The organism is Acinetobacter colistiniresistens (genome assembly GCF_000413935.1).
Lineage (GTDB): Bacteria > Pseudomonadota > Gammaproteobacteria > Pseudomonadales > Moraxellaceae > Acinetobacter > Acinetobacter colistiniresistens.
The window spans coordinates 91,047-103,941 of the sequence record NZ_KE340383.1 but is presented as its reverse complement, the minus strand read 5'-3'; the positions used below and the strand labels follow the sequence as shown (position 1 = coordinate 103,941).

General features: G+C 44.9%; 17 protein-coding genes. 15 read left to right on the top strand and 2 right to left on the bottom strand.

The genetic code is table 11. The features are described from left to right. Positions 1-27 precede the first annotated feature (27 nt). The 10 genes from murI (at position 28) to F907_RS02025 (ending at position 8,481) form a co-directional block, all read left to right on the top strand. A complete protein-coding gene (gene murI / locus F907_RS01985) occupies positions 28-915 on the top strand; it encodes a glutamate racemase (RefSeq protein WP_016653189.1) in 888 nt (295 codons plus the stop codon). Positions 916-1,009: 94 nt separating this feature from the next. Continuing rightward, positions 1,010-2,038 (top strand): DUF4062 domain-containing protein, encoded by a 1,029-nt coding sequence (locus F907_RS01990; protein ID WP_005239993.1) that lies wholly within the window; start codon positions 1,010-1,012, stop codon positions 2,036-2,038. Positions 2,039-2,108: 70 nt separating this feature from the next. After that, positions 2,109-3,125 carry a ferrochelatase gene (gene hemH, locus F907_RS01995; protein WP_016653188.1) on the top strand — a complete coding sequence of 339 codons (1,017 nt, stop codon included), beginning with the start codon at positions 2,109-2,111 and terminating at the stop codon, positions 3,123-3,125. A gap of 29 nt (positions 3,126-3,154) precedes the next feature. After that, positions 3,155-3,799 carry an MBL fold metallo-hydrolase gene (locus F907_RS02000; RefSeq protein ID WP_016653187.1) on the top strand — a complete coding sequence of 215 codons (645 nt, stop codon included), beginning with the start codon at positions 3,155-3,157 and terminating at the stop codon, positions 3,797-3,799. A 357-nt stretch (positions 3,800-4,156) separates the two neighbouring features. Then, entirely contained in the window at positions 4,157-4,231 is a 75-nt protein-coding gene (gene pqqA, locus F907_RS18670) for a pyrroloquinoline quinone precursor peptide PqqA (protein ID WP_009514286.1), read from the top strand. Positions 4,232-4,305: 74 nt separating this feature from the next. Then, complete coding sequence (pqqB, locus tag F907_RS02005; RefSeq protein ID WP_016653186.1) at positions 4,306-5,217, top strand: pyrroloquinoline quinone biosynthesis protein PqqB; 912 nt, start codon at positions 4,306-4,308, stop codon at positions 5,215-5,217. Positions 5,218-5,227: 10 nt separating this feature from the next. Further along, positions 5,228-5,986: a pyrroloquinoline-quinone synthase PqqC gene (pqqC, locus tag F907_RS02010; protein ID WP_016653185.1), complete on the top strand. Its 759-nt coding sequence runs from the start codon at positions 5,228-5,230 to the stop codon at positions 5,984-5,986. Then, positions 5,979-6,263: a pyrroloquinoline quinone biosynthesis peptide chaperone PqqD gene (gene pqqD / locus F907_RS02015; RefSeq protein ID WP_005278683.1), complete on the top strand. Its 285-nt coding sequence runs from the start codon at positions 5,979-5,981 to the stop codon at positions 6,261-6,263. Before pqqC ends, pqqD begins: the two co-directional genes overlap by 8 nt. Next, entirely contained in the window at positions 6,260-7,423 is a 1,164-nt protein-coding gene (pqqE, locus tag F907_RS02020) for a pyrroloquinoline quinone biosynthesis protein PqqE (RefSeq protein WP_016653184.1), read from the top strand. The genes pqqD and pqqE overlap by 4 nt, the downstream gene beginning before the upstream one ends. After that, positions 7,420-8,481 (top strand): dipeptidase, encoded by a 1,062-nt coding sequence (locus F907_RS02025; protein WP_016653183.1) that lies wholly within the window; start codon positions 7,420-7,422, stop codon positions 8,479-8,481. The genes pqqE and F907_RS02025 overlap by 4 nt, the downstream gene beginning before the upstream one ends. Before the next feature lie 18 nt (positions 8,482-8,499). On the opposite strand, the gene F907_RS02030 is transcribed toward F907_RS02025, so the two are convergent. Then, on the bottom strand, positions 8,500-8,691 hold the full coding sequence (locus F907_RS02030) for a DNA gyrase inhibitor YacG (protein WP_005239977.1): 192 nt from the start codon (positions 8,689-8,691) through the stop codon (positions 8,500-8,502). 91 nt (positions 8,692-8,782) lie between these two features. Here F907_RS02030 and F907_RS02035 point away from each other — a divergent pair, with 91 nt between their 5' ends. The 5 genes from F907_RS02035 to F907_RS02055 all read left to right on the top strand — a co-directional run bounded on the left by F907_RS02035 (position 8,783) and on the right by F907_RS02055 (position 12,516). Further along, a complete protein-coding gene (locus tag F907_RS02035; protein ID WP_016653182.1) occupies positions 8,783-9,427 on the top strand; it encodes a class I SAM-dependent methyltransferase in 645 nt (214 codons plus the stop codon). After that, positions 9,420-10,607 (top strand): TIGR03862 family flavoprotein, encoded by a 1,188-nt coding sequence (locus F907_RS02040; protein WP_016653181.1) that lies wholly within the window; start codon positions 9,420-9,422, stop codon positions 10,605-10,607. The genes F907_RS02035 and F907_RS02040 overlap by 8 nt, the downstream gene beginning before the upstream one ends. 80 nt (positions 10,608-10,687) lie before the next feature. Further along, on the top strand, positions 10,688-11,347 hold the full coding sequence (locus F907_RS02045) for a hypothetical protein (RefSeq protein ID WP_016653180.1): 660 nt from the start codon (positions 10,688-10,690) through the stop codon (positions 11,345-11,347). Positions 11,348-11,481: 134 nt separating this feature from the next. Then, a complete protein-coding gene (locus F907_RS02050; protein ID WP_005239973.1) occupies positions 11,482-11,895 on the top strand; it encodes a GFA family protein in 414 nt (137 codons plus the stop codon). Between the two features lie 18 nt (positions 11,896-11,913). Continuing rightward, entirely contained in the window at positions 11,914-12,516 is a 603-nt protein-coding gene (locus tag F907_RS02055; protein ID WP_016653179.1) for a flavin reductase family protein, read from the top strand. A gap of 43 nt (positions 12,517-12,559) precedes the next feature. Here F907_RS02055 and F907_RS02060 read toward each other — a convergent pair whose 3' ends face one another. Continuing rightward, positions 12,560-12,892, bottom strand: coding sequence for a HopJ type III effector protein (locus F907_RS02060; RefSeq protein ID WP_016653178.1), 333 nt, complete (start codon positions 12,890-12,892; stop codon positions 12,560-12,562). Between the last annotated feature and the right edge of the window lie 3 nt (positions 12,893-12,895).

Here is a 12,895-nt window from a genome sequence, read left to right as displayed (position 1 = left end):
AGCAAATAAACTAGTACCTGTGTGTGTATGACCGCTGTCCAATCGTTGCCTCTTTTACTTAATCCAATGCCACATGCATCGGCTGATGCTCCCATTGGTGTTTTTGATTCAGGAATTGGTGGATTGTCGGTTGCACAAGAAATTGCCCGCCATTTACCCAATGAGCGCATTCTTTATTATGCCGATACAGCGCATGTGCCTTATGGGGCACGTTCAGATCAGGAAATTCGCCAACTAACGGCTCAAGCGATTGAATGGCTATATCGTCAAGGCTGTAAAATTGCGGTGGTTGCCTGTAATACTGCGTCTGCATTCAGTCTGGACTATTTACGTGAGCACTATGGCGAGCGTTTTCCGATCGTGGGATTAGTCCCAGCCTTAAAACCTGCGGTGATTCAAACCCAATCGAAAGTTGTCGCGGTATTGGCAACACCTGCAACCTTCCGCGGGCAACTGATTAAAGATGTGATGGCAAACTTTGCACAGCCTGCGGGGGTTCAAGTATTGACGGTGACCAATCTGGAATTGGTGCCTTTTGTTGAAGCTGGACAACAGATGAGTGCCGCTTGTTTGTCTGTGTTACAACAGATTTTGCAGCCTGTGGTGGCGCAGGGTGCCGACTTTTTAGTATTGGGCTGTACCCATTACCCCTTCTTAAAAGATGCGATTCGTCAGATTTTTGATGAAAAATTAAAATTAATTGATTCTGGACAAGCAGTTGCGCGACAAACCGCGTATATTTTAATTAAAAATGGGTTATTATGTGACAAAATACGTCATAATATTACACGTATTGAATGTTATGTCAGTGGTAACAATGCTGTAGAGTTGGAATCAGTCTTACAGCACCTTATCTCAGAACAATTAACATGGAAGATTCAAAATTTGGACGATATTAGGATGGAAAATCACTAATCGGGCCATTTTTATAGATTGAGTTGGGGTTAGCTGTTAATAAAAATCAAGATGCATACTTGATGTTATTGATAAATGAATTGGGGCTTCGCCTATGCAAGATACTCGTTATCAAGTCTTTGTTTCTACCTCTGGTAATGAAATGCAACCAGAGCGAGCGGTTTTGGCACAAACTCTGGTGGGAATGGGGTTCCTGTCGTGGGGTTTGGAACAGCGCACGCCGTTAAGTACCTCTATTGCCCGTCGCCAGATTGATGATTGTGACTATGTGGTGATTCTATTAGGCAGCCAGTATGGCGAGCAATCCGTTTCAGGTGTGGGCTATATGCATCTGGAATATATTTATGCCATGACCAAACAGAAGCCTGTGATTGTGTTTATGCATGAAGATCCAGAATCACGGGATGCCAAGTTGCATGATCCCAAAGTTGAACTCAAAGAAAAATTCAAAGAGTTTAGAAAGCAGTTACAACATGAAGTGGATCAAGTCTTTTGTTATCGCACTTTAAGAGACTTGGAACTTGCTGTTCGCTCAAGCATGCCGCAGATGTTGGAGCGCTACCCTGTGGTGGGTTGGGTACGTCCACAAAACACGCAAGTATTGCGTGATGAAATTGATGCCTTACGAGCTAAAGTCAAACAACTGGAAACTGAGTTGGGCAATCGTGAAGCAGACCCGCTGACCAGCGTCGCCAAAGTCTCGATGCATGAATTGTACTCCTTTGAATATCGCATGCATGCTTATCAGGATGGTAATTTCAAGGAAGTCAAACCACATCGTAAAATGACATGGGCGCAATTGCTTAATGTCTTGGGTTCAGCCTTTGTGATCCCGACACCTGAAGAATTCTTCTCAAAGAAAATAAATGAATATTTAAATGAGACGGGTTTGGAGGACGCACGTAAAGAAATGCCGAGAGCTCATGCAGTATCTCGTGCACAAGTCAATATTCGTGCTTTGCATGAGATCAAGTTGCAAATGCGTCAAAATGAATGGATTATGCCGACGGGACGAGATGATCGCCAACGTATGCTGTGGCAATTGACGGCGAAAGGGCAGAAGCTGTTGGAAAGTAATGTGCTGGATAGCAATCGGGTTTTTCAGTTTAAGACCATGCATTAATCCAATTTAGAAAAAAGCGTCAAAACTGCTAAAGTAATTGAATGAATTCAATGAAAAGCGGATGCGGTCTATGTTAGCGACACAAAAACCCAAAGTGACGGTGATTCTGGCAAATCTAGGAACACCAGATGAAGCCACTGTGCCAGCTGTACGACGCTTTCTAAAGCAGTTCTTATCTGATACACGTGTCATTGAGATTCCCAAATTGCTTTGGTGGATCATCCTGCATCTATTTGTGCTGACCTTCCGCCCAAAACGTGTGGCTGAAGCCTATGCTTCGGTCTGGTCGAATGACTCGCCGATGCGTGAAATTGTGTTGCAACAAAGTGTGTTGATCAAACAGCGTTTAGAAGAAGAAAATCATCAGTTTGATCTTACTGTTGTTCCCGCCATGACCTATGGTCGACCGGGGATTGCTGCGGTGCTTGATCAACTGGCGCAGACCCCACAAGAACATGTCATTCTACTGCCGCTTTTCCCTCAGTATTCGGCAACTTCGACTGCACCGTTATATGATGCCTTTGCCAAGTGGATTCCACAGCAACGTCATTTACCCGGGATGACCCTGATTAAAGATTATTATCAGCATCCGATGTTCATTCAGGCCTTAGCCGATAGTGTGTTGAATTATCAAATGCAACACGGTAAACCTGAAAAACTACTGATGTCATTTCATGGGATTCCGCAGCCCTATGCCGATAAAGGCGATCCCTACGCAGATCGTTGTCGTGTGACGGCACGATTGGTCGCTGAGGCTTTGCATTTGGGCGATGATGAATGGGCAATTAGCTTTCAGTCCCGCTTTGGTAAGCAAGAGTGGGTGAAACCCTATACCGATCAGCTATTGCAACAATGGGGGGAGCAAAAAGTACCATCGGTTCAGGTGATCAGTCCGGCCTTTTCCGCAGACTGTCTGGAAACGCTGGAAGAGCTGGCGATGCAGAATAAAGAAATTTTCCAGCATGCAGGTGGAGGCGATTATGCTTATATTCCTGCTTTGAATACGGATCAGGCACATATAGATTTGCTTGCGAGTCTGGTTCAGGCTAATCTTGACGCACTGACCCATACCTTAGCCCATCGTTAAATCGACGCTTTATTTCGCCAGAGGTTTCTATGCTGCAAGTCAAAATTGTCCCTGTTACTGCATTTGCCCAAAACTGTTCCATTCTTTGGGATAGTGACAGCAAAGAAGCGATTTTGATTGATGCCGGTGGTGATGCGGCGGTATTGAAAAAAGAAGTCGAGGCTTTGGGCCTCAAGGTCAAGGCACTGTGGTTAACCCATGGACATCTTGATCATGCTGGAGCTGTGGGCGAATTGGCTGAAACTTGGAAAATCCCAGTGATTGGCCCGCATAAAGAAGACCAATTCTGGTTGGACATGATTCAAGAAGTCTCAGCGCGTTATGGTTTCCCCATTCCACAACCCGTTAAAGTGGATCAATGGCTCGAAGGTGGAGAGGTCTTAAAATTGGGTGAAGATGAATTTGAAGTGCGGTTCGCTCCAGGTCATACCCCAGGACATGTCATGTTCTATAATGCCAAGCATGGGTTATTGTGGACGGGTGATGTCCTGTTTAAAGGTTCGATTGGTCGTACTGATTTCCCAAAAGGCAATCATCAGCAGTTATTGGATTCCATCCAACGTGAATGCTTTAGCTTGCCCGATGAAACCCAGTTTATTTCAGGCCATGGACCGATGAGTACCATTGGCTATGAAAAGCAATTCAATCCGTTTGTGGCAAGCAAGGCTGGTTAAGTTTAGTCGTAATTGTTCCTCTGTATAACGCTTGTTTTATACAGAGGTTTGTTCTCTCAGCAGGCATAGTGCTATTTTTTCGATGAAGCACGCTTAGCAGTTTCATTGCTAAATCAACAAATTATGTGTAGTGCGTAAGAATAAGTCCTCTGCTGCTGGGCATGACTGAACATGAGCAGAAGGCATAACAAGAAAAGATACCGAAGCGTAGAAAAAACTCACAATTATCGAACAATATCTTTGACTGGGAATGTCTACAAATTCACCTTTTTTAATTAGAATCGAATCGTGAACGTTTTATTCAAATTGAACATGTCGTTTATTTTTATACGATGAAAACAGATTGGAGACGATTTTATGCAATGGACGAAACCTGCTTTTACCGATGTTCGTATTGGATTCGAAGTGACCATGTACTTCGAAGTTCGTTAATGCTTTATCACTAAATTTATACTAAGCCCTAGTCACGTCTAGGGCTTATCTTTTTCTAATAAGAAATCATCTTTATGTATATTTATATTTTAGGTTCCGCTGCTGGTGGAGGCTTTCCGCAATGGAACTGTAATTGTCCCAATTGTCATGGTCTTCGTACAGGTCGTATTCAAGCCAAAGTACGCACACAATCATCCATTGCCCTTTCTGAAAATGGCACAGACTGGATATTGTTAAACGCTTCGCCAGATATTCGTCAGCAATTATTTGATTTTAAGGCCGCTCAGCCAGCCCGAAAATTACGAGATACGGGGATTCGTGATGTGATCTTGATGGACAGCCAACTGGATCACACCACGGGTCTTTTAAGCTTGAGGGAAGGTTGCCCAATGAATGTCTGGTGTACCGAGATGGTTTATCAGGACCTGAGCACAGGCTTTCCAGTTTTTAATATGCTTAAGCATTGGAATGGCGGGCTGCGCTACCAGAAGATTGACCCTCAACAGGCATTTAAGATTGCTGGTTTTGAGACATTGGAGTTTATACCTTGGGTTATTCAAAGTGCAGCGCCTCCGTATTCACCACATCGTCATGATCCGCATGAAGGTGACAATATTGCCTTGATAATCAAGGATCATAAAACACAGAAACAATTGTTCTATGCGCCGGGACTTGGAAAGATTGATGAGCCAATCATGCAAATTATGCAGCAGTCTGATTGTGTCTTGATTGATGGTACGCTCTGGACGGATGATGAAATGCAACAAACGGGCGTCGGAACCAAAACAGGCCGTGAAATGGGCCATTTATATATCAGTGGTGAAGGCGGCTCATTGTCGTATTTAAAGCAATTGAGTCGACCACGAAAAGTCCTGATTCATATCAACAATACCAATCCGATTTTAAACGAAAACTCGGCTGAATTGGCTGAACTCAAGGCCAATGCTGTTGAAGTTGCCTATGATGGCATGCAGATCGAACTTTAAGGAGATGTTGATGCCAGCAACAGCAGTTTTAAGTATAGAACAGTTTAAACAGGCCATTCTGGATAAAGGTCAGTATTATCATATCTACCATCCTTTTCATGTGATGATGTATGAAGGCAAAGCGACTCAGCAGCAAATTCAAGCTTGGGTTGCCAATCGCTATTATTATCAAATTAATATTCCCCTGAAAGACGCGGCGATTATGGCCAATTGCCCAGATCAGCGCGTCCGTCAGGAATGGATCCAACGCATGCTTGATCAGGATGGTGAATATCCTGATGGTGGTGGTCGTGAGGCATGGTTGCGTTTGGCAGAGGCAGTAGGTCTGACCCGTGAACAGGTCATTTCGGAACAGTTGGTTTTGCCGGGGGTGCGTTTTGCTGTGGACGCCTATGTCAATTTTGCCCGCCGGGCGTCATGGCGCGAAGCAGCCAGCAGCTCCCTAACCGAATTGTTTGCACCACAAATCCACCAGTCACGGCTTGATTCATGGCCACAACATTATCCGTGGATTGATGATCAGGGCTATGAATATTTCCGCTCGCGTTTAAGTCAGGCGCGTCGTGATGTGGAGCATGGACTGAGTATTACCTTAGATTCCTTCACAACGTATGAGCAACAACAGCGTATGTTGGAAATCTTGCAGTTTAAGCTGGATATTCTGTGGAGTATTTTGGATGCACTGACTTTGGCCTATGTGCATGAGCAAGCGCCGTATCACACCGTAACATCACAACCTGTTTGGCATAAGGGGCTATTTCGTGACTAATCCAGCTTTTGATTTAAATCAGATACCGACCTGGCGCCAAGGCTACCGTTTTCAGTTTGAACCTGCCCAAAATGCCTTTGTCATTTTATATCCGGAAGGCATGATCAAGCTCAATGACAGTGCTGGCGCCATTGGACAACATATTGATGGACAGCAAACGGTTTCTGCCATTATTACGCAGTTAAAACAGCAATTTGGGGATCTTGCTGAAATCGAGCAGGATGTGGTCGATTATATGCAGGTTGCCCAACAACAATACTGGATTGATTTACGATGACCGAGGGCGTTGGCTTACCGCTCTGGTTTTTGGCCGAGTTGACCTATCGTTGCCCGTTGCAATGTCCTTATTGCTCCAATCCATTGGATTATGCTCAACATAAAAATGAGCTGACCACGCAACAATGGTGTGATGTGTTTGATCAGGCACGCCAGATGGGTGCAGTTCAACTGGGCTTTTCAGGGGGAGAACCTTTGGTTCGACAAGATCTGGAGCAGTTGGTTGCCCATACCCACCAAAAAGGGTTTTATACCAATCTGATCACGTCTGGAATGGGACTGACAGAGCAACGTATCGCCCAACTCAAACAGGCCGGTCTAGACCATATCCAGATCAGTTTTCAGGCCAGTGATCCTGTGGTTAATGATGCTTTGGCGGGTTCAAAGCATGCCTTTGCACAAAAATATGAGATGTGCCGTCTGGTCAAGCAATATGACTATCCGATGGTACTGAACTTTGTGATCCATCGGCATAATATCGACCAGATTGAACAGATTATTGAACTGTGTTTAGAACTGAATGCCGATACGGTTGAACTGGCTATTTGTCAGTTCTATGGCTGGGCTTTTTTAAATCGGCAAGGCCTGTTACCGACACAAGCGCAGTTGACACGTGCAGAGCAAGTGACCAATGCCTATCGTGACAAACTTCGTCAGCAAAATCATCCGTGTAAGTTGATCTTTGTGGTTCCTGATTATTATGAACAACGGCCTAAAGCCTGTATGAACGGCTGGGGCAAAATCTTCTTTACGGTGGCACCAGACGGTATGGCGCTGCCTTGTCATGCAGCACGGCAGTTACCGATTGCTTTTCCGAATGTCCGAGATCATACCTTGTCAGAGATTTGGTACCAGTCCTCTGGCTTTAATCATTTCCGTGGTGATACATGGATGCCAGAAAGCTGCCGTAGTTGCCCGGACAAGCAGAAGGACTTTGGGGGGTGCCGTTGTCAGGCCTATATGCTGACGGGTGATGCTGCCAATGCCGATCCAGTATGTGGTAAATCTGCGTACCATCATCTGATTGAGCAAGCACGTCATGAAAGTGAACAAGATGTCGCATTGGCTCAACTGGTATTCCGCAATAGTAGAAACTCAAAACAATTGGCAGCTCAACAAAAAATTCCGGTGCACAGTCTGAGCGATGGGTCTGGGTCATGACGTATGGCTTGAATCACCACAAGGTTGCAGTTTTTGACGGGCATAATGATCTACTGACCCGCTTATGGCTTAGCGATGCAACTGATCCTGTACATGCTTTTACTCATGCGCAGTTGGCAGGACAACTTGATTTAAAGCGCTGCCAGCAAGCAGGTTTTGTTGGGGGCATGTTTGCGATTTTTCTACCGCCTTTTGCCTATGTCAAGCAACATCATCCTGATAAGTTATTTGAGCTTCAGGCCGATGATTTTAGCCAACAGCAGATGGAGCAGATTTGCTTGGCGCAACTCGGGCTGGCACAACAAATGGTTCTGGCTTCGGCGCAGATTCAACTGTGTACTTCGGTGCAACAAATTCAGGATTGCCGTACACAAGGCAAACTGGCCGTGGTACTGCATATGGAAGGTGCGGAAGCCCTACAGTACAACCCAGACTTGCTCGATATTTTTTACCAAGCAGGACTGCGCAGTCTTGGTCCTCTATGGAACAGGGTCAGCCGATTTGGACATGGTTTAAATGCCCGTTTTCCGCATTCACCTGATACAGGCGAGGGACTAACGATCGAAGGCAAAGCGTTAATCAAACGCTGCGCCGAGAAAAAAATGCTGGTGGATGTGTCACATATGAATGAACGAGCATTCTGGGACACGGTGGATATTTTACAGCAACCTCTGGTCGCGACGCATTCCAATGCACACGCACTCTGCCCGCAGGCACGTAATCTAACCGATAGGCAACTCAACGCTATCCGTGACAGCCAAGGTATGGTCGGGGTGAATTTTGATGTGGCATTTTTGCGTGCCGATGGGCAGCGGAATGTAGATACGCCATTAGAGTTAATCCTCGATCATCTGGAATATATGATGGATCGTCTCGGAGAAGATCATATTGGGCTGGGTTCAGATTTTGATGGGGCGTTGGTCAGTAACGAGTTGAAGGATGTGGCGGGTTTACCCCTGCTGGTTGCAGCCATGCAACAGCGTCATTATTCAGCTGCACTGATTGAGAAAATCTGCTGGAATAACTGGTTAAATGTGTTGAATCGAATCTGGTCTTAGCTACAGAGAAGAAGATGATTAATCTTCATAATCATCTTCATGGCGTTTGAGATCTGCTTGGGGTGCATCCTGAGTTGGGAGTTTGTATTCATCGCTGGCCCAGGCACCGAGATCAATCAACTTGCAACGTTCTGAGCAAAACGGACGAAATTCGTTACCTTCCCAAGTGCTGGCTTCACCACAACGGGGGCAGGGAAATGTACGTGGCATAGAAAATTCCTAAAACATAAAATAAATAGATTAGGCAAAAGTAAGGTGAGTTGTTAGACTTATGCCGATTTCTAGATAGTTTGATGAGATTATGTCGATTCGTCAATTTCAAGCACAACGTATGCAAGCCCCTCGTGATTTTATTGCCATTCCCAATACGCCAATTTGCGTTGAAATTGGGGCGGGCAAAGGTAAACATGCCTTACTCTTTACAGGGCAAAATCCACACAACACGTTGTATGCAATTGAGCGAACCAAAGAAAAATTTGTGGCGATGCAGAAGCAGCATCAATTAGAACCACGTGAGCACCTGCACCCGATTCATGCCGATGCACTGCCTTGGGTGGTGCATGCCTTGTTCCCTGCACAAGTGGAGCAGTTCTTTATTCTGTATCCGAATCCAGAGCCGCATAATCCCGCGCAGCGCTGGTTAAACATGCCATTCTTCGAATTTTTACTTTCACGCCTTCAGCCGAATGGCACGATTACACTCGCAAGTAATATTCCTGAATATATTGATGAAGCTGAGCAGCAGTTACTTGAACTGTGGAAACTGCCCTTTGAAAAGCAAAAAATTGCTGCGGACTCCGCGCGAACCCATTTTGAAATTAAATATCTGGAGCGAGACGAACTGTGCCAACAGTTGATTATTCGCAAGCCAGAAGGTTATACAACCCGCTTTGATGATTTTGCGCCGTTGCAAGGACAAAATGCACAAGAGCAGTCTGATGCCTAAACGTGTTGCGATTATTGGTGCTGGCCCAGCAGGTCTGATGGCTGCTGAAGTCCTCAGTCAATATGATTATGAAATCGACGTGTTTGAACAGAAACCTTCGGCGGCACGTAAGTTCTTAATGGCAGGCAAAACGGGGTTAAACATTTCCCATGCTGAGCCTGTTGAGGCGTTTATACAGCGTTATGATCAGACTCAATGGTTAGCACCTTGGGTCAGGCAATGGGATGCAACGTGGATTCAGGACTGGATGCAGGGCTTGGGCATTGAATCCTATGTCGGCAGTTCAGGTCGGATTTTTCCGGTTGAAATGAAAGCAGCCCCATTACTGCGTGCTTGGCTGAAACGCTTAATGGCCGATGGGGTGAAGTTCCATTATCGTCATCGTTGTGTGGATTTATCTGAAAATCAACTCACGATTGAGAACCAAACTCAGCGCTTTTGTGTAACTTATGATGCGATTATTTTGGCCTGCGGCGCAGTATCATGGTCGCAGTTAGGCAGTGATGGGGCATGGCAGCCATGGCTCTCAAAAAATGAAATTGAGCCGTTCCAAGCCAGTAATGCAGGCGTGCTGAAAACATGGTCGCCATTTATGCAGCAGTGCTTTGGCCAACCTTTAAAACGTGTCAATGCATGGGTCAGACCTGAACAGCAGACGCATGGCGATATCATCATTACCCATTATGGTTTTGAAAGTGGTGTGATTTATAAATTGGGTCGTGAGCTAAGAGCGCAGATAGCACAACAGCAAACGCTGCAACTCCATTTAGATTTACTCCCAGACCTGAGTCTTGAGCAATTAGAAAAGAAATTACAGGGCAATAAAAAGCAATCCTTAACCAATCTATGGCGTAAAGCAGGTCTGGATACGGTGAAAATTAATTTGCTACGTGAAATCGTGGCAAAAAACCTATGGTCGGATGCCAAGCAAATGGCTCAGCAGATCAAGCAACTGTGTATTCCTTTAGAGGGGTTTCGCCCCATTGAAGAAGCGATTAGCTGTGCGGGAGGGGTAAGGCGAGCGGTCTTATCTCCACAACTGCAATTGCAATCTAATCCTTCAGTCTTTTGCTGTGGTGAAATGCTGGATTGGGATGCACCGACAGGAGGCTACTTACTGACGGCCTGTTTCGCCACTGGACGTGCAGCAGCAGAAGGGGTGCATGCTTTTATCGAATAAGATCATGCCATGTTTTTTCATAGGCGATGAGCCATAGCGCATTAATAAAAATAATCTAAATCAAATGATGGAGAGGGCATATGAATATAGAAGCAACGGTGGGAACACAAAACAACGAGATCATCAAACCATTTCAATTGAGCAACTTATTCCGCCTGTTTTTCCAACCTAAGAAATTTTTTGCTCAGTCTACGATTTACCATCATAAAAGCATCATTTTTGCAGCTTATTTGATTGGTATCGTTGGGGTCATGGATCGGGTTGATCAAAAATTATTGAGTGCTGAAACAGGTGGGATTAGACTACTGATCCATTGGGTTACCACATCATGGTTGAGTTATTGGTTATGGGTGTTGGGCATAGGAGTTATTTCTGCCGTGATTGCATGGTTGATTCAAGGTTGGTGGTATAAAAAAAGATTACAGTTTTCAGGTGCAAAAGAGGCTGATCCGCAGCTTGCTCGACATGTGTATGTATTGCAATCCTTAGTCTTAGTACTGCCGATTATTATCACAACGGCGATTCAAACCGTGTTATATCCAAATTATTTGGACGCCTATAATTACTCGACTTTTTTAGGATTCATTCCTGTTCCATTTTTATTCTTATCGTGTTGGGTCAGCTATCGCGGTGCGACTCAAGTGTTTAAGACCAATGGATGGGCAAAATTTTGGTTTTTAGGCTTACCGATCCTGTTCTACGTGATGATCATTGGGGTATTTTCTGCCTTGATCAGTTGAGTGAGGTCATCGGGTAGCCCGTTCAGTTTGAGCAAAGCGCATTAAAATGTCATTGCATTGCTTGAGCATATTTACCTTGTTATACGGCGTTTAAAAATGCTAGTTTTGAGTAAATACTCATCAGGAATAGGGATATGTCTCAAGCTTCACCCGTGTATCGTGGCAGTTGTTTATGTGATGGAATTCATTATGAGATTCATGGTGAAATCGGCGAGATCATACAGTGCCATTGTCAGCGCTGCCGTAAAGCAAACGGCACGGCTTTTGCGACCAATGCACCGATTAAAATTAGTGATTTCAAGATTACCCAAGGTGAGCATTTACTGAAAAAGTTTCAGTCGACTGAAACGACACAACGTTGTTTCTGTGCAGAATGTGGTTCGCCGATTATGAGTATCAAGACCGATACACCAGCGCATTATCGTCTACGTATCGGGACTTTAGATACGCCATTACAGCAAAAACCAAGCATGCATATTTTTGCGGCTTCTAAAGCAGAATGGGATTGTATCGCTGATGATTTACCACAATATGCTGAACGTCCTTAAATCGGATTTATTTTTGCGATGATTTTTGAAACTGCTGATTTAGAGCCCAATGAGATCTACCGACTTTTGGTCGGAGGGATTACTCCTCGGCCGATTGCATGGATCAGTACGCTGTCGGTGGATGGGGTGGCCAATATTGCGCCTTATTCCTTTTTTAATGTTGCCAGTTGCAATCCACCTATTCTATGGTATTCACAAGTTAATCCAAGAAATGGGCAGGATAAAGACACCATTAGAAATCTCATCGCAACCAAAGAATGTGTGGTGCATATTGCCCATACTGACTTGCTTGAAAAGATGAATTTATCCTGTGCTTTATTGCCGCCAGAGCAAAGCGAATTTGATTTTGCTAAGATTGAGTCTGAACCCAGCCATGCGGTTGCGGCGTTAGCGGTAAAGCATGCGCCTGTTCGCTACGAATGCCAGCTAAGGGAGGTCATGCAACTAAGTACGCTTCCCTCAGGGGGAACTGTCGCCTTACTGGATGTGAAATCGATTTATGTGGCGGATCATTTGTGGGATGGGCAGATGATCGATCAGCAACAACTTCAGAGTGTGGGCAAAATGGGTGGCGATTTTTATAGCCTCACCACGGACTTACGAAAATTGTCACGCCCCTGAAGCTTAAAACATTAAAGCAAAAAAGGAGGCTAAACCTCCTTTTTTATTTTGCAGTAAGTGCTTCACCTTCAAACTTAACGCCATCCCAGCCATGTTGCATAAACTGACGGATATTCTGATGATCAGTGGCTTCTGGTGTTGCCAATACAGACGCATAATGTTCCGCAAATAAACTGAGTGTATCCGCTTGATTCAAGCCTTCAATTTTGGCAAAGCTGAGTACTTTGGCACTGCCTTGGTTTTCGGTTGCAGCATTCGATTGTGCACCATTTTGAAAAGCGGTTGGTGTATGGTGATAACGAGCTTCGATAAATGCCAATACATCAGCAAATTTTGCCGTGCCATCTTTAAGTTGTGCCAATAAGCTTTGAGCCATTTT

Coding starts and splice junctions, on each gene's coding strand:
- murI (WP_016653189.1), top strand. CDS start 28: ATGACCGCTGTCCAATCGTTGCCTCTTTTACTTAATCCAATGCCACAT.
- F907_RS01990 (WP_005239993.1), top strand. CDS start 1,010: ATGCAAGATACTCGTTATCAAGTCTTTGTTTCTACCTCTGGTAATGAA.
- hemH (WP_016653188.1), top strand. CDS start 2,109: ATGTTAGCGACACAAAAACCCAAAGTGACGGTGATTCTGGCAAATCTA.
- F907_RS02000 (WP_016653187.1), top strand. CDS start 3,155: ATGCTGCAAGTCAAAATTGTCCCTGTTACTGCATTTGCCCAAAACTGT.
- pqqB (WP_016653186.1), top strand. CDS start 4,306: ATGTATATTTATATTTTAGGTTCCGCTGCTGGTGGAGGCTTTCCGCAA.
- pqqC (WP_016653185.1), top strand. CDS start 5,228: ATGCCAGCAACAGCAGTTTTAAGTATAGAACAGTTTAAACAGGCCATT.
- pqqE (WP_016653184.1), top strand. CDS start 6,260: ATGACCGAGGGCGTTGGCTTACCGCTCTGGTTTTTGGCCGAGTTGACC.
- F907_RS02025 (WP_016653183.1), top strand. CDS start 7,420: ATGACGTATGGCTTGAATCACCACAAGGTTGCAGTTTTTGACGGGCAT.
- F907_RS02030 (WP_005239977.1), bottom strand. CDS start 8,691: ATGCCACGTACATTTCCCTGCCCCCGTTGTGGTGAAGCCAGCACTTGG.
- F907_RS02035 (WP_016653182.1), top strand. CDS start 8,783: ATGTCGATTCGTCAATTTCAAGCACAACGTATGCAAGCCCCTCGTGAT.
- F907_RS02040 (WP_016653181.1), top strand. CDS start 9,420: ATGCCTAAACGTGTTGCGATTATTGGTGCTGGCCCAGCAGGTCTGATG.
- F907_RS02045 (WP_016653180.1), top strand. CDS start 10,688: ATGAATATAGAAGCAACGGTGGGAACACAAAACAACGAGATCATCAAA.
- F907_RS02050 (WP_005239973.1), top strand. CDS start 11,482: ATGTCTCAAGCTTCACCCGTGTATCGTGGCAGTTGTTTATGTGATGGA.
- F907_RS02055 (WP_016653179.1), top strand. CDS start 11,914: ATGATTTTTGAAACTGCTGATTTAGAGCCCAATGAGATCTACCGACTT.
- F907_RS02060 (WP_016653178.1), bottom strand. CDS start 12,892: ATGGCTCAAAGCTTATTGGCACAACTTAAAGATGGCACGGCAAAATTT.